The following is a 20,438-nucleotide window of genomic DNA, read 5'->3' as shown; positions in this document are numbered from 1 at the left end:
GCGAATGCGCCAAGCCCCCGAACTCGCGAGACACCGTACATGGGCGACTGGATCAGCGTCTGCGCCACATCGCAACTGCTCCCCGGCGAATCGACCGTGGCCTGGGACGGCGACACCCCGATCCTGGTCGTCAATTACGACGGCGACTACTACGCGCTCGAGGACAAGTGCTCGCACGAGGACTTCGAGCTGTCGGCCGGCCCCTTCGACGGCGAGGAGGCGACGATCGAGTGCGTGCTGCACGGGTCGAAGTTCGACGTACGCGACGGCCGCTGCCTGAATCCGCCCGCCTACACGCCGGTGGCGAAGTTCCCGACCAAGGTCGAGGACGGCCTGGTCTGGACCCGCGACGACCGCGACTGAACCCGCCGCCGCGATCGGCGGCGTCGCAACCCTTTCCGCTTCCCCGCTCCGGTCCCCGGCGGGATACGCACGCCCGGCCGCCGGCACCGGCCAGACGATGAAGCAATTGCGAATCATTCTTGCTTGCGTTTAAATAGCAGCCCTCGACGGGCTGTCCGCAGCCACGGGCCCGCCCCGAACCGGCCCTGCCCCGAAACCGGCACTCCGTCCTGAAACCCTTTGCAGACACGCCCGGCCCCGTCTGGACCGGGTGTATTCATGACGGAAATTCGATGAATCACATCAAGAGCCGCAAGCACCCCATCCGCTCCTCCCGCCCGCAGGATTCGGCCGCTGGCCGCCATCTGGGGGTCGCCACGCTGGCGACCAGCCTGGCACTGGCCGCCCCGATCGCGGCGCATGCCGCCACCGCGGGCGACGCCGGCATGGGCGCCGCCGATGCGACCACCCTGGACGAGGTCCAGGTCCACGGCCATCGGGTCAAGCGCTACGGCGCCGATACGGTCTCCTCGCCGAAGTTCACCCAGCCGCTGCTGGACACCACCCAGACCATCGACGTTATCGGCAGCGACCTGTTCAACGAGCAGGGCGCGACCTCGCTGACCGAGGCGCTGCGCAACAGCCCCGGCGTCGGCACCTTCTACGTCGGCGAGAACGGCAACACCACCACCGGCGACGCGATCTACATGCGCGGCTTCGATACCTCCGGCAGCATCTTCGTCGACGGTGTCCGCGATCTGGGCTCGATCACCCGCGACGTGTTCAACATCGAGCAGATCGAGGTCACCAAGGGCCCGGCCGGCACCGACACCGGGCGCAGCTCGCCCACCGGCTCGGTCAACCTCGTCACCAAGCGCCCCTTCCTCGGCGACAGCACCCACACCTCGCTGTCGATCGGCACCGACAGCCAGACCCGCGCCACCGCCGACTGGAACCAGACCTTCGGCAGCGGCAACGCCTTCCGCATCAACCTGATGGCCCAGGACAGCGACGTGCCAGGGCGCGACACCATCGAGCAGAACCGCTGGGGCCTCGCCACCTCGCTGGGCTTCGGCCTCGATGGCAACACCCGGGTCTATGTCGACCTCATGCACGTCCAGCAGGACAATCTGCCCGACGGCGGCGTGCCGACGGTCGGCCTGCCCGGCTACAGCAGCCCCGACCCGACCCGGCCCGAAATCGGCCAGGCGCCGCGCGTCGATTCGTCGAACTTCTACGGCACCCTGTCCGACTTCGACGACGTCACCGCCGACATGCTGACGCTGGCGGTCGAGCACCAGTTCGACAACGACATGGTGCTGCGCAACACCACCCGCTGGGGCCGCAGCCATCAGGAATACATGCTGACCGCCTTCATGGTCCGCGACGTCAACATCACCACCCCGGATCTCGCCGACCCGTCGGGCTGGACGATCACCCGCAACCTGCCGACGTTCAAGGACCAGCGCTACACGATCGCGACCAACCAGACCAGCCTGACCGGCAGCTTCCGCACCGGCGCGGTCGAGCACGACTTCAGCACCGGCATCGAGCTGATCCGCGAGGAGGTCGACAACGACGGCATCGGCGCGCTCGACGGCACCACCTGGCCCGACGCCGATCTTTACGACCCAAGCCCGAACGTGGGCGGCCTGCGCTGGGGTCGCACCGGCGCCGACAGCGATGGCCGTACCGACACCGTCGCCGTCTACTTCTTCGACACCCTGAAGTTCGGCGAGCGCTGGCAGCTCAACGGCGGCCTGCGCTTCGACCGCTACGACACCGAGTTCAGCAGCCTCGCCGCCTGCGGTACCCGCCGCGGCCCGGACTGCGACGGCCAGCCCACCGGTACGGTCCTGCCCCACGTCAATGCGAAGACCTCCGACACCCTGTTCAACTGGAAGGTCGGCGCGCTGTTCAAGCCGACCGCCGACTCCAGCCTCTACGCCAACTACGCGATCTCACAGCAGCCGCCGGGCGGCAGCAACCTCGAGCTGAGCGCTTCGGCCAACAACGCCAACAATCCGGTGTTCGACCCGCAGGAAGCGCGTACCGGCGAGATCGGCGCCAAGTGGAACCTGGCCGACGACAACCTGATGATCACCGCGGCGCTGTACGACACCCGGATCGAGAACGAGATCGTGCAGGATCCGGTCGACCAGCAGTACTACCAGAACGGCGAGAAGCGGGTCCGCGGCATCGAGATCAGCGCGGTCGGCCAGATCACCGAGGCCTGGTCGGTCTCCGCCGGCTTCACGACCATGGACACCGAGGTCGTCGAGGGCCCGCCGGTCACCAGCAACGGTTCCCGCGACCTGGCCTACACCCCCGACCGCGCGTTCACCGCCTGGACCAGCTACCAGTTCGCGTCCGGCCTGATGCTCGGCGGCGGCGCCCGCTACAACGGCGGCCTGACCCGCGGCGCCGACGGCGCGATCGGCACCCCGACCCATACCGACGATTACTGGGTGTTCGACGCGGTGGCGAGCTACCGCTTCAGCGAGCAGTGGGACGTCCGCCTCAACGTCTACAATCTGTTCGACGAAGAGTATGTCGCGGCGATCAACAAGAGCGGCTACCGTTACACCCCGGGCCAGCCGCGCAGCGCACTGCTGACCGTCAACTACCGCTTCTGAGCCGGAACGCCAGGCACGACGAAGCGCGACGCCTCCCCATCCCCGGGGAGGCGTCGTCGTCTGGAGCAACGACCATGCTGATGCACATCCCCGATGTCCTGACGCCCGCCGAGGTCGCGTCGATGCGCGACGCCCTGGCCGGCGCTGAGTGGATCGACGGCCGCGCCACGGTCGGTGCGCAGGGCGCCCAGGTCAAATCGAACCTGCAGCTGGCCGACGACTCCGCGCTGCGCCACCGGCTGGGCGAGCAGGTCCTCGCCGCGCTGGCGCGCAATCCGCTGTATTTCGCCAGCGTGCTGCCGGCGCGCACCCTGCCGCCGCGGTTCAATTGCTACCGCGGCGGCGGCCAGTACGGCTTCCATGTCGACGGCGCGGTGATGGCGCTGGCGGCGTCGGCCGGCCAGGCGACCGGTTTCCTGCGCAGCGATGTGTCCTGCACGCTGTTCCTCAACGATCCCGACGACTACGACGGCGGCGAACTGGTCATCCACGACACCTACGGCGAACACGAGGTGAAGCTGCCGGCCGGCGACCTGATCGTCTATCCGTCGAGCAGCCTGCACCGGGTCGAGCCGGTCACCCGCGGCGAACGGCTGGCCTCGTTCTTCTGGGTCCAGAGCCTGGTCCGCGACGAGACCCGGCGACGCCTGCTGCTGGAGATGGACCGTTCGATCCAGTCGCTGACCGCGGCCAACGCCGATCGCGAGGACCTGCTGCGCCTCACCGGCGTCTACCACAACCTGCTGCGGCGCTGGAGCGAGCCGTAGCGCGGCGGCCCCGCTGGAGCCGACCGGAGACGGCGTTTGCCGCCAGACTCGGAATTGCGAGTCATTCTCATTTCTGCTGTAATGCCGGGCCCCTGATCCGATCACCGGACCGTCCCGCTTGAGCCCATCGACCCATGCCGACCTGGCCGCTGCCCAGCAGCGCCGCGGTTACTGGCTACGCACCCTGCACCAGTGGCACTGGATCAGCGCCGCGCTCAGCCTGATCGTCCTGCTGCTGTTCACGGTCACCGGGATCACCCTGAATCACGCCGCCCAGATCGAGGCCGAGCCCAGCGTCTCCAGCCGCAACGGCACCCTGCCGGCCAGCGTGCTCAAGAGCCTGCAGGACGAGACCGCCAGCGACGCGCCGTTGCCCAATGGCGTGCGCCGCTGGCTCGACAGCGAGCTGGGCATCCGCATCGACGAACGCGCGGCCGAATGGTCCGACGGCGAGGTCTACGTGTCGCTGCCGCGCCCCGGTGGCGACGCCTGGCTGGCGATCGACCGCGACAGCGGCGGCGTCGAATACGAACTGACCACCCGCGGCACCATCGCCTGGCTCAACGACCTGCACAAGGGCCGCAACACCGGCCCGGTATGGCGCTGGTTCATCGACATCTTCGCGATCGCCTGCCTGCTGTTCGCGCTGACCGGCCTGTGGCTGCTGCAACTGCACGCGCGCCAGCGCGGCGCGACCTGGCCGCTGGTCGCCGCCGGCCTCGCGGTCCCGGTCGTGCTTGTCATCCTTTTCATGCACTGACGCGTTCCCTTCCTGGCCGCCGGCCGCATGCCGGCACCAATCCCCATCTCCGGAGTCGACGATGACGCTTCCCCGCCTGGCCCTGACGCTCGCCCTGCTCTCCCCGTTCGCGGCCGCCGCCGCCGACATGGACATCACCGTCGAGGTGCCGCGCCTCAACGTCGCCGAGTACCACCGGCCCTACGTGGCGATCTGGATCGAGCGCCCCGACAACAGCGTCGCCGCCAACCTGGCGGTCTGGTACGACGTCGACATGCGCGACAACGAGGGCACCAAGTGGCTGAAGGACATGCGCCAATGGTGGCGGCGCAGCGGCCGCACCCTGCGGATGCCGGTCGACGGCGTCAGCGGCGCGACCCGTCCGGTCGGCCAGCACCAGGTCAGCTTCGACAGCGCGCGCAAGCCGCTGGCCGACCTGGCTCCGGGCAACTACACCCTCGTCGTCGAAGCCGCACGCGAAGTCGGGGGCCGCGAGGTCGTCAGCATTCCCTTCACCTGGCCGGCCGCCAGCGCATCGCAGCAGCAGGCGCGCGGCAGCAGCGAGCTCGGCCTGGTCCGGCTGTCGCTCAAGCCCTGACGCCGCCGCCGCGTACCCCGATCACCCAATCACCCCAGTCGGCGGACATGCCCGCCGGTCGTTCAAGGAGCCTTCGATGAAACTCGGTCGCGCCACCCTCGCCGTCACCCTCACCGCCGCCCTGACCCTGGTCGCCGCGCCCGCCGCGCTCGCCCACAAGGCCTGGCTGCAGCCCTCGCAGACGGTGTTCTCGGAGAAGGGCGCCTGGATGACCGTCGATGCCGCGGTCTCCAACGACCTGTTCTACTTCAACCACGTGCCGCTGCCGCTGGAGCGGCTGCAGGTCACCGCGCCGGACGGCAGCACGATGCAGCCGCAAAACGGCAGCACCGGCAAGCTGCGCAGCACCTTCGACCTGGAACTGGCGCAGGAAGGCACCTACCGGATCGCGATGGTCAACCACGGCATGTTCGCCAGCTACAAGCTCGACGGCGAGAACCGCCGCTGGCGCGGACGCGCGGAGGACTTCGCCGGCGGGATCCCGGCCGGCGCGACCGAGGTCAAGGCTTCCGAGAGCCTGGGCCGGGTCGAAACCTTCGTCACCGTCGGCCAGCCGGACAGCACCGTATTCAAGCCCAGCGGCCGCGGCCTGGAACTGGCCCCGGTCACCCATCCCAACGACCTCTACGCCGGCGAGTCGGCGACCTTCCAGTTGCTGCTCGACGGCCAGCCCGCCGCCGGCCTGGGCGTGGAGATCGTGCCCGGCGCGACCCGTTACCGGAACCAGCAGGACGAGATCCAGGCGACCACCGACGCCCAGGGCCGGTTCTCGGTGACCTGGCCGCAGGCCGGCATGTACTGGCTGGAGGCCAGCCACAGCGACGGCAAGACCACCCTGCCGCAGGCCGGCGAGCGCCGCGCCAGCTACGTGGCGACCTTCGAAGTGCTGCCGCTGTAAATCGCGCGCCGCATGCGTCCCGTCATGCCCAGACTCGACCGGCTGCTGAGCGGCCTGCTGCCAGGTGGCCTGCTGCTCGTCCTGCTGCTGTTGCCGCAGATCGCCGCGGCGGCGCGCCTGCATGAGCTGTCGGGCCGCACCATGGGCACCACCTGGCAGGTCCGGGTGGTGTCGGACGCCGAGCCCGCGCGGTTGCGGGCCGGCATCCAGGCGCAGCTGGACGAGGTCGTCGCGCAGATGAGCACCTGGGAGGACGGCAGCGACATCAGCCGTTTCAACCGCGCCGACGCCGGCAGCGTGCACGGCCTGCCGGCAGCCTTCTTCGAGGTGCTGGACGCGGCGCTGGCGTTGGCCGCCGACACCGGCGGCGCCTACGACCCCACCGTCGGGCCGCTGGTCAACCTGTGGGGCTTCGGCCCGGACGGCGAACGCAGCGCCCCACCCGACGACGCGGCGATCGCCGGGGTCATGGCCCGCAGCGGCTGGCAGCGGCTGGCCCTGGACCGCCGCACCCGCACCGTCGCCCAGCCCGGCGGGCTGTACCTGGACCTGTCGTCGATCGCCAAGGGCTATGGCGTCGATCGCGTCGCCGGCTATCTCGACGGCACCGGCAGCGAAGCCTGGCTGGTCGAGGTCGGCGGCGAGCTGCGCTCCCGTGGGCGCAAGCCCGACGGCCTGCCCTGGCGGGTCGGCATCGAGCAGCCGGCACCGGACGATCGCCGCGATGCCCCGGCATCCGGCGACGAACAGCCGCAGCTGTCCGGCATCGTGCTGGAACCGGACGACCTCGCGGTGGCGACCTCCGGCGACTACCGGCACTACTTCGAGACCGGGCAGGGCCGCTTCTCGCACACCATCGACCCGCGCAGCGGACGCCCGGTGACCCACGGCCTGGCCTCGGTCACCGTGCTGCACACCTCGTGCATGCAGGCCGACGCGCTGGCCACCGCGCTGACCGTGCTCGGCCCGGACGCCGGCTACCGCTACGCGGTCGAACGCGGGCTGGCGGTGCTGTTCTTCGTCCACGACGGCGACGGATTCCAGCGACGGATGACGCCCGCGTTCGAGCGGCAGTTGCAGCCATGACCGCGACCGCCCCCCGCCGGCGCCGGATCGACGCCGGCCCGATCGGCAATGCACTGGTGCTGGTCGCGCTGATCGCGGTCGCGGTGCTGGCGACGCGCTGGCAGGTCGAGCCGATGCAGTGGCGCGATCCGGGACCGGGCCGCTGGTGGTTCGCCGGCATCGTGTCCGGGCTGTGGGCGGGGTTCACCGGCGCCATCGTGCTCACGCGCCGGCTGCGGCAGAGCGCGGACGCCGCCGCGACCGCGGGCATGGTCGACGGTCCCGTCGACTGGCTGGTCGCCCATGCCAGCCAGACCGGCTACGCCGAGCAACTGGCCCGGCTGAGCGTCGAGGCCCTGCAGGCGGCCGGCCAGCGCGTGCGTCTGGTGCCGCTGGGCCGGCTCGATGCAGAGACCCTGGCCGCCACGTCACAGGCGCTGTTCATCGTCAGCACCACCGGCGAAGGCGACCCGCCGGACCCGGCACTGCCGTTCGTGCGCCGCACCCTCGACCGCGAAGCCGCACTGGGCTCGCTGCGCTACGGCCTGCTCGCGCTGGGCGATCGCGAGTACGACGCGTACTGCGCGTTCGGCCATCGCCTCGACGGCTGGCTGCGCCACAGCCACGCCCATCCGCTGTTCGACATGATCGAGGTCGACAACGGCGATGCCGGCGCGCTGCGCCTGTGGCAGCAGCATCTGGGCCAGCTCACCGGGCGCACCGATCTACCCGACTGGAGCCGTCCGGCCTACCAGCGGTGGCGCCTGCGCGCGCGCCGTCACCTGAATCCGGGCAGCCTTGGCGGACCCGCGTTCGAGATCCGCCTGCAGCCGGACGACCCGGCCCTGCTCGACTGGAGCGCCGGCGACATCGCCGAGATCGGTCCCTGCCATGCCGACGCCGACATCGACGCCTGGCTGGCAATGTCCGGCGTCGACGGCGACACCGCGACCGAGGTCGACGCAACCACGCTATCGCTGCGCGAGCGTCTGGCCGGCTCGCAGCTGCCGGCGCCGGCCGACGTCGAAGGCCTCGATGCCCAGCGCGTGGCCGAGGGCCTGCAGCCACTGCCGCATCGCGAGTACTCGATCGCCTCGACACCCGGCGAAGGCCATCTGCGCCTGCTGGTCAGGCAGATGCGCCATCCCGACGGGCGCCTGGGCAGCGGCAGCGGCTGGCTGAGCGAACATGCGCGCATCGGCGACCCCATCGCCCTGCGCATCCGCAGCAATCGCGCCTTCCACCTGCACGACGACGATCGCCCGCTGATCCTGATCGGCAACGGTACCGGCCTGGCCGGCCTGCGCGCCCTGCTGCAGGCGCGGATCGAACGCGGGCACGCCCGCAACTGGCTGCTGTTCGGCGAGCGCCAGCGCCGCCACGACCTGCACTTCGGCGACGAGTTGCGCCAATGGCAGGCGCAGGGCTGGCTCGACCATCTCGACCTGGCGTTCTCGCGCGACGGCACCGCCGTTTCCGGCCAGGCGCATGGTCCCGGGCGCTACGTGCAGGACCGTTTGCGCGAGCAGCGCGAGCGCCTGGGCGAGTGGATCGCCGCTGGCGCCGCGATCCATGTCTGCGGAAGCCTGCAGGGCATGGCGCCGGGCGTGGACGCGGTGCTGCGCGACTGCCTCGGCGACGAGGCGGTCGACCAGTTGATCGAGACCGGCCGCTACCGCCGCGACGTCTACTGATACGGGACGCCCCCTCGGGGCCGCGGCGGCAATCTCCCGCGTCGCCGCAATGGAGCGCTCAGCGCGGCTGCAGACGCATCAGCCAGGCCTCGCCGCCGCCCTCCAGCACATGCCGCAAGCGCGTTGCACCCGCCGGCAGCACCGCGGTGTCGCCCGCCTCTATCCGTCCCAGTCCTGACGCGTCGGCGAACATGCCCTGGCCGGCGATCAGATGCACCAGCCAGGTGCTGCCCGGCTCGATGAAGATCACCATCGGCCCCACCAGCGGCCGGTGCCAGGACGTGGTGTCGACCCGTTCGCGCCGCCACATCAGGTTGGCGACCTCGACACGGCCGTCGAGCGGACTGCCGACCAGCGCGTCCTCGCCGCGGAACCGCCAGCGCTGATGCGGAGGTCTCAGCTCCTGCTCGATGCCGTCTCCATGCAGGCGCAGACCCTCGCCGGACAGCAGCATCTGTTCGCGCTCGATGCCGTCGAACCGGGAGAACGGCGCTTCGGCGTCGATCTCGGCAATCGACAGTCGCCAGTCCCACGCATCCGAGGGTAGCGCTTCGGCCACCGGGGAAGCGGACTCCAGCCGCCCTTGCGCGACCTCCCGGGTCCAGCCCAGACCGTTGCGCCAACGGATCCGGTCGTATGCGAACGACGGAATGACCCTGGCGATGTTGCCGATGACGGAAGCGGAATCCATCTGCGCAGTCTATCGGTGCAGGCCGCTCCGCGTCCCGCCGCCGCCCACGCCGGGATCAGCGCTGGGACGCATCGACGACCGGCCAGGGGCGGAGCGCCTCGCCGACGCCGGCACACCGCCACAAAAAAAACCGCCCGCGACGACTCCCTCCGCCGCGGGCGGTGCACTTCCCTGTCCGGGGGCCTGACCCCGATTCCGCCAGACGTCCGTGCCTGACGGTGTCCGGTGACCGCATCCATGCGGGCCGGCCATGCGATTCCGGTTGACGCTCAGTTGCGGCCCGGACTCGAGCGCGCCGCGCCGGCGGCAGGACGCCGCGGTGTCGCGTAGCCCACCATGATCAGGTCGCGGTTCTTCTCGACCGTCTTCAGTCCGATGCCGCTGACCAGGGCCAGTTGCTCGACGCTGCGGAACGGCCCGTTGGCCTCGCGGTACTCGACGATGGCCTCGGCCTTGGCCGGTCCGACGTTGATCAGGACCCGGTCGAGGGTGGCCGCGTCGGCGGTGTTGATGTCGACCTTCTCGCTGGCGGCCGCGGTGGCGGTCAGCACGCTGCCGACCAGCAGCAGGGCGAGGGCGACGGATTTCATGATCTGTTGGAAGGATTTCATCTGAGGTCCTTTCTCGTTGGCTGTTTGCGGAACGTCCTTGATTGCCATCCGGACCACGGCCAATCCCTGCGGGTCCGGCGGCAGGACCAGTCTCCCCAGACGCCTGGAGCCAGAGTATCGGCGCAGTTGCCGGAACACAGCCGGGAAATCTCCCGACCCGACCTAGGAAATTTCCTAGGCCCGCCGGCACGGACGCCCCGCACCGCCGCCCCGCCAGGCCGTTTGCCCGGCTTCGGCACTCGGCGCCGCCGGGCCGGACCCGCCCCAGGCGTTAAAATGGCGGTTCACCCGGTTCAGAGGTCCCCCAATGGATACCAGCCCCATCGATCCCTCCGTCATCGAGAACTTCGTCGGCGGCAAGTGGGACGACGAGATCGTTCCGCAGCTCGTCGAGTACATCCGCATCCCGAACAAGTCGCCGATGTTCGATGCCGACTGGGTGGCGCATGGCTACATGGAGGACGCGGTCAAGCTGATGACCGCCTGGGCCGGCGCCCAGAACATCCCCGGCATGCAGATGGAGGTGGTCCGGCTGGAAGGCCGCACGCCGCTGATCTACATCGACATCCCGGCCGCCAACGGTGGCAGCGACGACGACTGCGTGCTGCTGTACGGCCACCTCGACAAGCAGCCGGAAATGACCGGTTGGGACGACGACCTGGGCCCGTGGAAGCCGGTCCTGCGCGGCGACCGCCTGTACGGCCGCGGCGGCGCCGACGACGGCTACGCGATCTTCGGATCGCTGACCGCGATCAAGGCGCTGCAGGAGCAGAAGCTGCCGCATGCGCGCTGCGTGATCGTCATCGAGGCCTGCGAGGAGTCCGGCAGCTACGACCTGCCCGCCTACGTGGACCACCTCGCCGACCGCATCGGCAAACCGTCGCTGGTGGTGTGCCTGGACTCGGGCTGCGGCAACTACGACCAGCTGTGGTGCACGACCTCGCTGCGCGGGCTGGCAGGCGGCAACCTGACGGTCAAGGTGCTCGAGGAGGGCGTGCACTCCGGCGACGCGTCGGGCATCGTGCCGTCGAGCTTCCGCGTGCTGCGCCAGCTGCTGTCGCGGATCGAGGACGAACACAGCGGCCGGATCACCCTGGACGGCCTGCACGTGGAGATCCCGGCCGAGCGGCTGGAGCAGGCCCGTCGCGCCGCCGAGGTGCTCGGCACCGCGGTCTACGACAAGTTCCCCCTGGTCGACGGCCTGGTGCCGATGAGCGACGACCTTGCCGAGCTGGTGCTCAACCGCACCTGGCGGCCGGCGCTGTCGGTCACCGGCATTGGCGGCATCCCGTCGCTGGACTCGGCCGGCAACGTGCTGCGCCCGCATACCGCGGTCAAGCTGTCGCTGCGGTTGCCGCCGACGCTCAACGGCCGCCAGGCCGGCGAGCTTCTCAGCGACGCGCTGCTGCGCGACCCGCCCAACGGCGCCCGGGTGTCGCTGGAACTCGAAAAGGCCTCCGCCGGCTGGAACGCGCCTGCGATGTCGCCGTGGCTGGACAAGGCTATCGACGCCGCCAGCCGCGAGTTCTACGACGCGCCGGCGATGTACATGGGCGAAGGCGGCTCGATTCCGTTCATGGGCATGCTCGGCGAGAAATTCCCCGGCGCGCAGTTCATGATCACCGGCGTACTCGGCCCGCACAGCAACGCGCACGGTCCGAACGAGTTCCTGCACATCCCGATGGGCAAGAAGGTCACCGCCTGCGTCGCCCGGGTGATCGCCGAGCATCACCTGGCCGGCCAGCGCGGCGAGACCACCGGCGCCGCGGTCGCCCCCGACAGCGGCGACCGTCACGGCGACCACGGCTGCTGCTGACCGCCCCATCGTCGCGGAAGAAAAAGGGCCGGATCGCGCGATCCGGCCCTTTCTCGTTGCCGCGGCGCAACCCCGCCCGTCAGTCGAGCAGCTTGCGTATCACCTGTTCGGCCAGGTCCTCGGCGCTTTGCGAAACGGTATCCAGGACCAGTTCCGCCGTCTCCGGCTGCTCATAGGGCGAGTCGATGCCGGTGAAGTTCGGGATCTTGCCTGCGCGCGCCTTGGCGTAGAGCCCCTTCACGTCGCGCTGCTCGGCGACATCCAACGGCGTGTCGACGAAGACCTCGATGAACTCGTCCTCGCCGAACAGCTCGCGCGCCATCCGCCGCTCGGCGCGGAACGGCGAGATGAAGCTGACCAGCACGATCAGGCCGGCATCGGTCATCAGCCTGGCGACCTCGGCGACGCGGCGGATGTTCTCGACGCGGTCCTCGTCGGTGAAGCCCAGGTCCTTGTTGAGACCGTGGCGGACGTTGTCGCCGTCGAGCACGAAGGCATGCCGTCCCATCGCGTGCAGGCGCTTGTCGACCAGATTGGCGATCGTCGACTTGCCCGAACCCGACAGGCCGGTGAACCAGACGCAGCGCGCGGCCTGGCCCTTGCTGGCCGAGCGCGCCGCCTTGTCGACATCGACGTGCTGCCAGTGGATGTTGCCGGCGCGACGCAGCGCGAACTCCAGGGTGCCCGCGGCCACGGTCGCGTTGCTCATCCGGTCGATCAGGATGAAGCCGCCCAGCGCGCGGTTGTCGCGATAGGCCTCGAACGGGATCGACTGGTCCAGGTGCAGATTGCACAACGCGACCTCGTTCAGCTCCAGATGCTTGGCCGCCAGCCTGTCCTGGGTGTTGACGTCGATCTTGTGCTTGATCTCGGTGACCGTCGCGCCGACCGTGCGTGCGCCGATCTTCAGCCAGTACGGGCGCCCCGGCAGCAGCGAATGCTCGCCCATCCATAGCAGGTGGGCGGCGAACTGATCGGACAGCTCCGGCGGCTGCGCGCTGGCGGCGATCACGTCGCCGCGGCTGATGTCGAGCTCGTCGGTGAGGGTCAGGGTCACCGCCTGGCCGGCGCCGGCATGGGCGAGATCGCCGTCGGCGGTCACGATGCGCGCGACCTGCGAGCGACGTCCGGACGGCAGCGCGACCACGCTGTCGCCGGGCCGGACGGTGCCCGCCGCGATGGTGCCGGCGAAGCCGCGGAAGTCCTGGTTCGGACGGTTGACCCACTGCACCGGCAGGCGCAGGCCGGTCCCGGCCTGATCGCGCCGCGGATCGACCGTCTCCAGGTACTCCAGCACGCTCGGACCGCCGTACCAGGAGGTCTGCGGCGAGCGTTCGATCAGGTTGTCGCCCCGCAGCGCCGACAGCGGCACCGCCTGCACATGCTCGATGCCGAGCTGGGCGGCCAGTTCGCGGTAGCCGCCGACGATGTCGTCGAATACCGCCTGGTCGTAGCCGACCAGATCCATCTTGTTGACCGCCAGCAGGACATGGCGGATGCCCAGCAGCGACACGATGTAGCTGTGCCGGCGGGTCTGGGTCAGCAGGCCCTTGCGGGCGTCGACCAGCACCACCGCGACATCGGCGGTCGACGCGCCGGTCGCCATGTTGCGGGTGTACTGCTCATGGCCCGGGCAGTCGGCGACGATGAACTTGCGCTGCTCGGTGCTGAAGAAACGGTAGGCGACATCGATGGTGATGCCCTGCTCGCGCTCGGCCGACAGGCCGTCCACCAGCAGCGCGTAGTCGATCTCGCCGTTCTGGGTGCCGTGGCGGCGGCTGTCGGACTCCAGCGCCGCGAGCTGGTCGTCGAACAGGCGCTTGGTGTCGTACAGCAGACGCCCGATCAGGGTGCTCTTGCCGTCGTCGACGCTGCCGCAGGTGATGAAGCGCAGCAGGCCCTTGGTCTCGTGCTGTTCGAGGTAGGCGGCAACCGCCTGCCCGGCGTCCAGGTTGACGGTGTCGGTGGAAGCCTCCATCAGAAATAACCCTCCTGCTTCTTCTTCTCCATCGATGCGGTCGGGTCGTGATCGATGACCCGGCCCTGGCGCTCGGAGGAGGTGGCGACCAGCATCTCGGCGATGATCTTCTCGAGCGTGTCGGCGTCGGAATCGATCGCGCCGGTCAGCGGATAGCAGCCCAGGGTGCGGAAACGCACCCGGCGCATCCGCGGCACCTCGCCCTCGGCCAGCGGCATGCGCGCGTCGTCGACCATGATCAGCGCGCCATCGCGCTCGACCACCGGCCGCTCGGCGGCGAAATAAAGCTCCGGCACCGGAATCTTCTCGCGATAGATGTAGAGCCAGATGTCGAGCTCGGTCCAGTTCGACAGCGGAAACACGCGCACGCTCTCGCCCTTGTTGACCCGCGTGTTGTAGACGTCCCACAGCTCCGGGCGCTGCGCCTTCGGATCCCAGCGGTGCTGGGCGCTGCGAAAGCTGAAGATGCGCTCCTTGGCGCGCGACTTCTCCTCGTCGCGGCGGGCGCCGCCGATCGCGGCGTCGAAGCCCCATTTGTCCAGCGCCTGCTTCAGCGCCTGGGTCTTCATCACGTCGGTATGGACGGTGGCGCCGTGGGAGAACGGCCCGATGTCCTGGGCAAGACCATCGGGATTGGTATGGGTGCGCAGTTCGACCCCGGTCTCGGCGGCACGACGGTCGCGGAACGCGATCATCTCGCGGAACTTCCAGCCGGTATCGACATGCAGCAGCGGAATCGGCGGACGCGCGGGGGCAAACGCCTTGACCAGCAGGTGCAGCAGCACCGAACTGTCCTTGCCCACCGAGTACATCATCACCGGATTCTGGAACTCGGCGGCGACCTCGCGGAGGATGTGGATGCTCTCGGCCTCGAGCCGGTCGAGATGGGACAGTGCGCTATCGGGGAGATTGGGCATCGGGAAGACTTGGATTCTCTGGGGGCCGGCTCTGGCGGCCAGGCTTTGACAACAGCGTTTAGCCGATCATTCTGGCCTATATCAGGCCGTAGTGCTTCAGAAGGGTCCTGACACTCAGGCCGATCACGACCAGGCCGACGACGATCAGCATCGGCCTCGGATTGATCCGCTTCACCAGCCAGGCACCGAACGGGGCCGCGATCACGCCGCCGGCCGCCAGTCCCAGGATTACCTGCCAGTGACTGATACCGAGAGTGAACAGGAATACCAGCGAGGCGGTCAGGGTGACGAAGAATTCGACCGCGTTCACGGTACCGACGGTCAAGCGGAAGGCATTGCCGCGGGCGAGCAGATTGCTGGCGACGATCGGGCCCCAGCCGCCACCGCCCATCGCGTCGATCAGTGCGCCGAAGAACCCCAGCGGTCCGACGTGGCTGGCGACCTCGCGCGAGGGGAACGCCCGGAACGCCTTGACGATGATGACCACGCCCATCAGCAGCAGATAGGCCGCGACCCAGGGCCGGATCGCCTCGCCCGGGATGCTCGACAGCAGGTAGGCGCCGACACCGGCACCGACGATGGCGGGGAGCAGCAGTTTCCTGAACAGGCGCTTGTCGATATTGCCGAAGGCATGGTGCGAGGCCGCCGACGCGCCGGTGGTGAAGCATTCGGCGGTATGCACGGTGGCGCTGGCGACAGCCGGCGGCACGCCCAGTCCCAGCAACAGGCTGGAGGCGGTCACCCCGTATGCCATCCCCAGCGCGCCGTCGATCAGCTGCGCGGCAATGCCGATGGCGATGTAGTAGAGCAGCTCGGGAGCCAGTTCCATGAATGAGCGCGAAAAGCATGACTGCATGCGACGCGGCAGTATCGGAAGCCCTCCTCGACGCCGCAAGTTCGCGAACGGCATAACCGCATAACCAGCGATCCTTTCCGCCGCGCCGGGGCGCTGCCTAGTCTCGATTCCACCAGACCGTGGTTCCGAGACCGCTGCGATGCCCGCCTCCCCTGCCCCCGCCCCGCTGACCGACGCGCAATCCGGGCTGCTGACCCGCCTCACCGACGACCTCGACGGCGCCGGCCTGTGGTGGATCTCCGGCTATGCCGCCGGACTCGCCCGTGCCCGGGCGCTGCCTGCCGGCGCCCCCGTCGCGGCCGCCGTCGCCGCGGCCCCGCCGGTTGCCGACGCCGCGCCGACGGTGACCGTGGTCTACGGCAGCCAGACCGGCAACGCCCGCCGGCTCGCCGAGAAGCTGTCCGCGGAACTGGAAGCCACCGGCGCATCGGTGCGCCTGCTGCGCGCCGACGCCTACCCGACCCGCGAACTGAAGGACGAGAAGCGGCTCTACATCGTGATCAGCACCCAGGGCGAGGGCGACCCGCCGGACGACTCGATCGGACTGGTCGAATTCATCCGCGGCCGCCGTGCGCCGAAGTTGCCGCAGCTGGGCTATGCGGTGCTCGGGCTTGGCGACTCCAGCTATCCGCAGTTCTGCGAGATCGGCCGGATCCTGGACGAGCGCCTCGCCGAACTGGGCGCGGCGCGGCTGTTCGAGCGCGGCGACGCCGACCTCGACATCGAAAGTGTCGCGACCCCATGGCTGCAACGCGCGGTCGACGAAACCCGCACCCTGGTCGCCGCCGCTACCGCCTCCGCCGCGCCGGCCCACAGCGCCACCGTCACCCCGTTGCGTCCGCTGCAGCAGAGCGCGCCGGCGCACGACCGCGATCGTCCGTTCCAGGCCGAACTGCTGGCCGGCCATCGGCTGAGCGCCGCCAGCGGTCCGCGCTCGCCGCAGGGTCGCGACGTGCGTCATTTCGAACTCTCGCTGGAAGGGTCGGGCCTGCACTACCAGCCCGGCGACGCGCTGGGTATCTGGCCGCGCAACCCGCCGGCCCTGGTCGACGAAGTGCTGGCGACGCTGAAGCTCGACGGCGATGCCACGGTCCAGGCCGGCGGCGATGAGCGTCCGCTGCGCGAATGGCTGGGCGCGCGCCGCGAACTGACCCGGCTGTCGCGCCCGTTCCTGGCCGCGCATGCCGAACGCGCCGGCGACGGCGACCTGCTGGCCCTGCTGCAACCCGAGCGCCGCGACGACCTCGCGCGGTTGTTCGACAGCCACCAGATCGCCGACCTGCTGCACCTCCATCCGGCCGACTGGAGCGCGGACGCTCTGGTCGACGCACTGCGGCCGATGGCGCCGCGACTGTATTCGATCGCCTCCAGCCAGAAACATGTCGGCGACGAGGTCCACCTGACCGTGGCCCACATCGAATACGAAGCCGGCGAGCGCACCCGCTGGGGCAGTGCGTCGAACTTCCTCGCCCGCGCCGCCGAGGGCGACCGCCTGCCGGTCTATGTCGAAGCCAACGAGCGCTTCCGGCTGCCGGCCGACCCGGATCGCGACATCATCATGGTCGGCCCCGGCACCGGCGTCGCACCGTTCCGCGCCTTCGTCCAGGAGCGTGCCGAGATCGATGCGGACGGGCGCAACTGGCTGTTCTTCGGCAATCCGCACTTCCGCACCGACTTCCTCTACCAGTTGGAATGGCAGCGCGCGATCCGCGACGGTCATCTGCACCGGGTCGACCTGGCGTTCTCGCGCGACCAGGCCGGGAAGATCTATGTCCAGAATCGCATCCGCGAACAGGGCCGCGCGCTCTACGACTGGCTGGAGAACGGCGCGCATTTCTATGTCTGCGGCGCGATCGCGATGGGCAAGGACGTGCACGCGGCCCTGCTCGACGTGGTCGCCGAGCACGGCGGCAAGTCGCGCGAGGACGCCGAGGACTATCTGAACCAGCTGCAGCAACAGGGCCGCTACGCCCGGGACGTCTACTGAGATGAGCACGCATTCGGTCGAAGACATCAAGCGCGCCAGCGCCGGCCTGCGCGGCAGCCTGCTGGAGAGCCTCGCCGATCCGCTGACCGGATCACTGCGCGAGGACGACCAGACCCTGATCAAGTACCACGGCAGCTACCAGCAGGACGACCGCGACGTGCGCGAAGCGCGCCGGGTCGCGAAACTCGAACCCGCCTACAGCTTCATGATCCGCACCCGCACCCCCGGCGGTGTGGTCACTCCGGCGCAATGGCTGAAGCTGGACGCGATCGCGACCACCTACGCCGAACGCGGCCTGCGCATCACCACCCGCCAGGCGTTCCAGTTCCACGGCGTGATCAAGACCGAGCTGAAGGCGACGATGCAGGCGATCAACGCCACGCTGATCGACACCCTCGCCGCCTGCGGCGACGTCAACCGCAACGTCGCGGTCTCGGCCAATCCGCACCAGTCGTCGCTGCACGCGACGGTGTACGCGCACGCGGCCGAGGTCTCCGAGCACCTGCTGCCGAACACCCGCGCCTACTACGAGATCTGGCTCGACGAGGAACAGGTCGCCGGCGGTCCCCAGATCGACGAACCGGTCTACGGCGAAACCTACCTGCCGCGCAAGTTCAAGATCGGTTTCGCGGTACCGCCGTACAACGACGTCGACGTGTTCGCCCAGGACCTGGGCTTCATCGCCATCGTCGATACCGACTCCGCCGGCAACGCCTCGATCGCCGGCTACAACGTCGTGGTCGGCGGCGGCATGGGCGCCACCCACGGCGATGCCGAAACCTATCCGCGCCTGGGCAACGTGATCGGCTTCGTCCCGGTCGATGCGCTGAAGGCGGTCGCCACCGCCGTGGTCACCACCCAGCGCGACTGGGGCAACCGCGAGCTGCGCAAGCGCGCACGCCTGAAATACACCATCGACGACCATGGCCTTGAGGCATTCACGGCCGAGGTCGAGAAACGCGCCGGGATCGCGTTCGCACCGGCACGGGCGTGGGCGTTCGAGCACAACAACGACCGCTTCGGCTGGGTCGAGGGCGAGGACGGGCGCTGGCACCTGACCCTGGCCCTGCCCGCCGGCCGCATCGTCGACGGCGACGGCGTCCGCCACCTCAGCGGCCTGCGCGAGATCGCGCGCGTGCTCGGCGAGGCCGACGAGGACGCCGAGTTCCGCATGACCGCCAACCAGAACCTGGTGATCGCCAACGTCCCGGCCGCACGCCGACAGGCGGTCGACGCCCTGGTCGCGGTGTACGCACTGGACATCCACCGCGGCGCCAGCCCGCTGCAACGCGACGCGATCGCCTGCGTGGCGCTGCCGACCTGCGGCCTGGCGATGGCCGAGGCCGAGCGCTACCTCCCCGATCTGGTCGCACGGGTCGACGCCCTGCTGCGCCGGCACGGCCTCGACGATGCGCCGATCAATCTGCGCGTCAGCGGCTGCCCGAACGGCTGCTCGCGTCCCTACCTGGGCGAGATCGCCCTGGTCGGCAAGGCCCCCGGCCGCTACAACCTGATGCTCGGCGCCGACCATCGCGGCCAGCGGCTCAATACCCTGCACCGCGAGAACATCGACGAGGCTGCGATCCTCGCCGAGCTCGACACCCTGTTCGCGCGCTACGCCGGCGAACGCCAGGCCGACGAGGGCTTCGGCGACTTCCTCGTGCGCAGCGCCGTCGTCGCCTATCGGCATCCCTCGAACTACGAGGTCTCCCCATGAGCCAGTCCCCGAACGGCACGCCCTCCAGGCACAGGTCCGGCAACGGTCTGCCCCCCGATCCGATCACCGCCGCCGAGTCGCCCAAGGCGCTGGCCGAGCTCAATCGTTGGCTGGCCCAGCGCAGCGCCGAGGATCGCGTCGCCTGGGCGCTGGAGAACACCGCCGGCGAGCATGCGCTGTCCTCCAGTTTCGGCGCCCAAGCCGCGGTGTCGCTGCACCTGGTGACGCGTCAGGCGCCGAAGATCCCGGTGATCCTGATCGACACCGGCTACCTGTTTCCCGAGACCTACCGTTTCATCGACGGTCTGAGCGAGCGCCTGGACCTGAACCTCCAAGTCTATCGCCCGCGGGTCAGCAACGCCTGGGCCGAAGCGCGGCTGGGCCGGTTGTGGGAAAAGGGCCTGGACGGCATCGAACGCTACAACCGCATCCACAAGGTCGAGCCGATGCAGCGCGCGCTCGAGGAGCTGGGCGTGCGCACCTGGATCGCCGGCCTGCGCCGTACGCAGTCGGAAAGCCGCGCGAACATCGACGTGCTGGAGCTGCGCAACGGCCGCTGGAAGCTGCACCCGCTGGCCGACTGGAGCGACCGCGACGTCTGGCAATACCTGAACCAGCACGACCTGCCCTACCACCCGCTGTGGCACCAGGGCTACGTGTCGATCGGCGACGTCCACACCACCCGCCGGCTGGAACCGGGCATGCGCGAAGAGGACACCCGCTTCTTCGGTCTCAAGCGCGAGTGCGGCCTGCACTTCGACAACGAGGACGACGCGCAGGCGGCCTGAGTCCCCGCACGGCGTACAAGCCCGATTCTCGTAGGAGCGGCGTGAGCCGCGATGGGGCTTTCATGGGAAGGCCCTCGCGGCTTGCGCCGCTCCTACAGGGGGAGGATATCCGGCTGCGCCCGGAAACTCCCAAAATTTGCCGCGCAAACCCTGGACTTGGACCCCGCCGGGGCGCGGCCACGCCCCCATTCGCATCCGCAATGCGAATCGTCCCCCGACTCAGAGGGCTGGGCCATCGGTCCCGCTCCTGTTCAACATCTCCGCGACCGACGTCCGCAACTGACATTGCGTGCCCGGTGTTCGGTCCGGAGCCATCGTTTCCCTTGAGAGGCAACACG

17 protein-coding genes are annotated in these 20,438 nt (G+C 69.5%); 12 read left to right on the top strand and 5 right to left on the bottom strand.

What is annotated here, in order from left to right; all coding sequences use genetic code 11:
* Nucleotides 1-39 precede the first annotated feature (39 nt).
* From C9I47_RS04870 to C9I47_RS04835, 8 genes are all read left to right on the top strand, one after another.
* Complete coding sequence (locus C9I47_RS04870; RefSeq protein WP_111265753.1) at nucleotides 40-363, top strand: Rieske (2Fe-2S) protein; 324 nt, start codon at nucleotides 40-42, stop codon at nucleotides 361-363.
* Nucleotides 364-635: 272 nt separating this feature from the next.
* Nucleotides 636-2,978 carry a catecholate siderophore receptor Fiu gene (locus C9I47_RS04865; protein WP_111265752.1) on the top strand — a complete coding sequence of 781 codons (2,343 nt, stop codon included), beginning with the start codon at nucleotides 636-638 and terminating at the stop codon, nucleotides 2,976-2,978.
* A gap of 74 nt (nucleotides 2,979-3,052) precedes the next feature.
* Nucleotides 3,053-3,745: a Fe2+-dependent dioxygenase gene (locus C9I47_RS04860; protein ID WP_111265751.1), complete on the top strand. Its 693-nt coding sequence runs from the start codon at nucleotides 3,053-3,055 to the stop codon at nucleotides 3,743-3,745.
* Between the two features lie 118 nt (nucleotides 3,746-3,863).
* Nucleotides 3,864-4,505 (top strand): PepSY-associated TM helix domain-containing protein, encoded by a 642-nt coding sequence (locus C9I47_RS04855; protein ID WP_111265750.1) that lies wholly within the window; start codon nucleotides 3,864-3,866, stop codon nucleotides 4,503-4,505.
* A gap of 61 nt (nucleotides 4,506-4,566) precedes the next feature.
* On the top strand, nucleotides 4,567-5,082 hold the full coding sequence (locus C9I47_RS04850) for a DUF2271 domain-containing protein (protein ID WP_111265749.1): 516 nt from the start codon (nucleotides 4,567-4,569) through the stop codon (nucleotides 5,080-5,082).
* Between the two features lie 76 nt (nucleotides 5,083-5,158).
* Nucleotides 5,159-5,980: a DUF4198 domain-containing protein gene (locus tag C9I47_RS04845; protein ID WP_111265748.1), complete on the top strand. Its 822-nt coding sequence runs from the start codon at nucleotides 5,159-5,161 to the stop codon at nucleotides 5,978-5,980.
* A 24-nt stretch (nucleotides 5,981-6,004) separates the two neighbouring features.
* On the top strand, nucleotides 6,005-7,066 hold the full coding sequence (locus C9I47_RS04840; RefSeq protein ID WP_111265747.1) for an FAD:protein FMN transferase: 1,062 nt from the start codon (nucleotides 6,005-6,007) through the stop codon (nucleotides 7,064-7,066).
* Nucleotides 7,063-8,739 carry a sulfite reductase subunit alpha gene (locus C9I47_RS04835; RefSeq protein WP_111265746.1) on the top strand — a complete coding sequence of 559 codons (1,677 nt, stop codon included), beginning with the start codon at nucleotides 7,063-7,065 and terminating at the stop codon, nucleotides 8,737-8,739. The genes C9I47_RS04840 and C9I47_RS04835 overlap by 4 nt, the downstream gene beginning before the upstream one ends.
* 58 nt (nucleotides 8,740-8,797) lie before the next feature.
* On the opposite strand, the gene C9I47_RS04830 is transcribed toward C9I47_RS04835, so the two are convergent.
* Both C9I47_RS04830 and C9I47_RS04825 read right to left on the bottom strand, forming a co-directional pair.
* Nucleotides 8,798-9,430: a HutD/Ves family protein gene (locus tag C9I47_RS04830; RefSeq protein ID WP_111265745.1), complete on the bottom strand. Its 633-nt coding sequence runs from the start codon at nucleotides 9,428-9,430 to the stop codon at nucleotides 8,798-8,800.
* Nucleotides 9,431-9,699: 269 nt separating this feature from the next.
* Nucleotides 9,700-10,041 (bottom strand): ComEA family DNA-binding protein, encoded by a 342-nt coding sequence (locus tag C9I47_RS04825; RefSeq protein ID WP_111265744.1) that lies wholly within the window; start codon nucleotides 10,039-10,041, stop codon nucleotides 9,700-9,702.
* A gap of 307 nt (nucleotides 10,042-10,348) precedes the next feature.
* On the opposite strand from C9I47_RS04825, the gene C9I47_RS04820 reads away from it, so the two are divergent.
* Nucleotides 10,349-11,857 (top strand): M20 family metallopeptidase, encoded by a 1,509-nt coding sequence (locus C9I47_RS04820; RefSeq protein ID WP_111265743.1) that lies wholly within the window; start codon nucleotides 10,349-10,351, stop codon nucleotides 11,855-11,857.
* A 79-nt stretch (nucleotides 11,858-11,936) separates the two neighbouring features.
* On the opposite strand, the gene cysN is transcribed toward C9I47_RS04820, so the two are convergent.
* The 3 genes from cysN to C9I47_RS04805 form a co-directional block, all read right to left on the bottom strand.
* Complete coding sequence (gene cysN, locus C9I47_RS04815; RefSeq protein ID WP_111265742.1) at nucleotides 11,937-13,835, bottom strand: sulfate adenylyltransferase subunit CysN; 1,899 nt, start codon at nucleotides 13,833-13,835, stop codon at nucleotides 11,937-11,939.
* Nucleotides 13,835-14,752 (bottom strand): sulfate adenylyltransferase subunit CysD, encoded by a 918-nt coding sequence (gene cysD / locus C9I47_RS04810; protein ID WP_111265741.1) that lies wholly within the window; start codon nucleotides 14,750-14,752, stop codon nucleotides 13,835-13,837. The genes cysN and cysD overlap by 1 nt, the downstream gene beginning before the upstream one ends.
* 76 nt (nucleotides 14,753-14,828) lie before the next feature.
* On the bottom strand, nucleotides 14,829-15,581 hold the full coding sequence (locus C9I47_RS04805) for a sulfite exporter TauE/SafE family protein (RefSeq protein WP_111265740.1): 753 nt from the start codon (nucleotides 15,579-15,581) through the stop codon (nucleotides 14,829-14,831).
* A 166-nt stretch (nucleotides 15,582-15,747) separates the two neighbouring features.
* On the opposite strand from C9I47_RS04805, the gene C9I47_RS04800 reads away from it, so the two are divergent.
* The 3 genes from C9I47_RS04800 to C9I47_RS04790 are packed head-to-tail and all read left to right on the top strand — an operon-like array spanning nucleotide 15,748 to nucleotide 20,100.
* Nucleotides 15,748-17,595, top strand: a complete 1,848-nt coding sequence (locus C9I47_RS04800) for an assimilatory sulfite reductase (NADPH) flavoprotein subunit (RefSeq protein WP_111265739.1) — start codon at nucleotides 15,748-15,750, stop codon at nucleotides 17,593-17,595.
* 1 nt (nucleotide 17,596) lies between these two features.
* The gene (gene cysI / locus C9I47_RS04795; protein WP_111265738.1) at nucleotides 17,597-19,312 is read left to right on the top strand and encodes an assimilatory sulfite reductase (NADPH) hemoprotein subunit; all 1,716 of its coding nucleotides are present in this window, start codon (nucleotides 17,597-17,599) and stop codon (nucleotides 19,310-19,312) included.
* Nucleotides 19,309-20,100, top strand: a complete 792-nt coding sequence (locus C9I47_RS04790; protein WP_111265737.1) for a phosphoadenylyl-sulfate reductase — start codon at nucleotides 19,309-19,311, stop codon at nucleotides 20,098-20,100. Before cysI ends, C9I47_RS04790 begins: the two co-directional genes overlap by 4 nt.
* The last annotated feature ends 338 nt before the right edge of the window (nucleotides 20,101-20,438 follow it).

Origin of the sequence: Marilutibacter maris, from assembly GCF_003233695.1 — a bacterium.
Lineage (GTDB): Bacteria > Pseudomonadota > Gammaproteobacteria > Xanthomonadales > Xanthomonadaceae > Marilutibacter > Marilutibacter maris.
The sequence above is the reverse complement of the archived record's forward strand: the minus strand, read 5'-3'. Positions and strand labels throughout refer to the sequence as shown.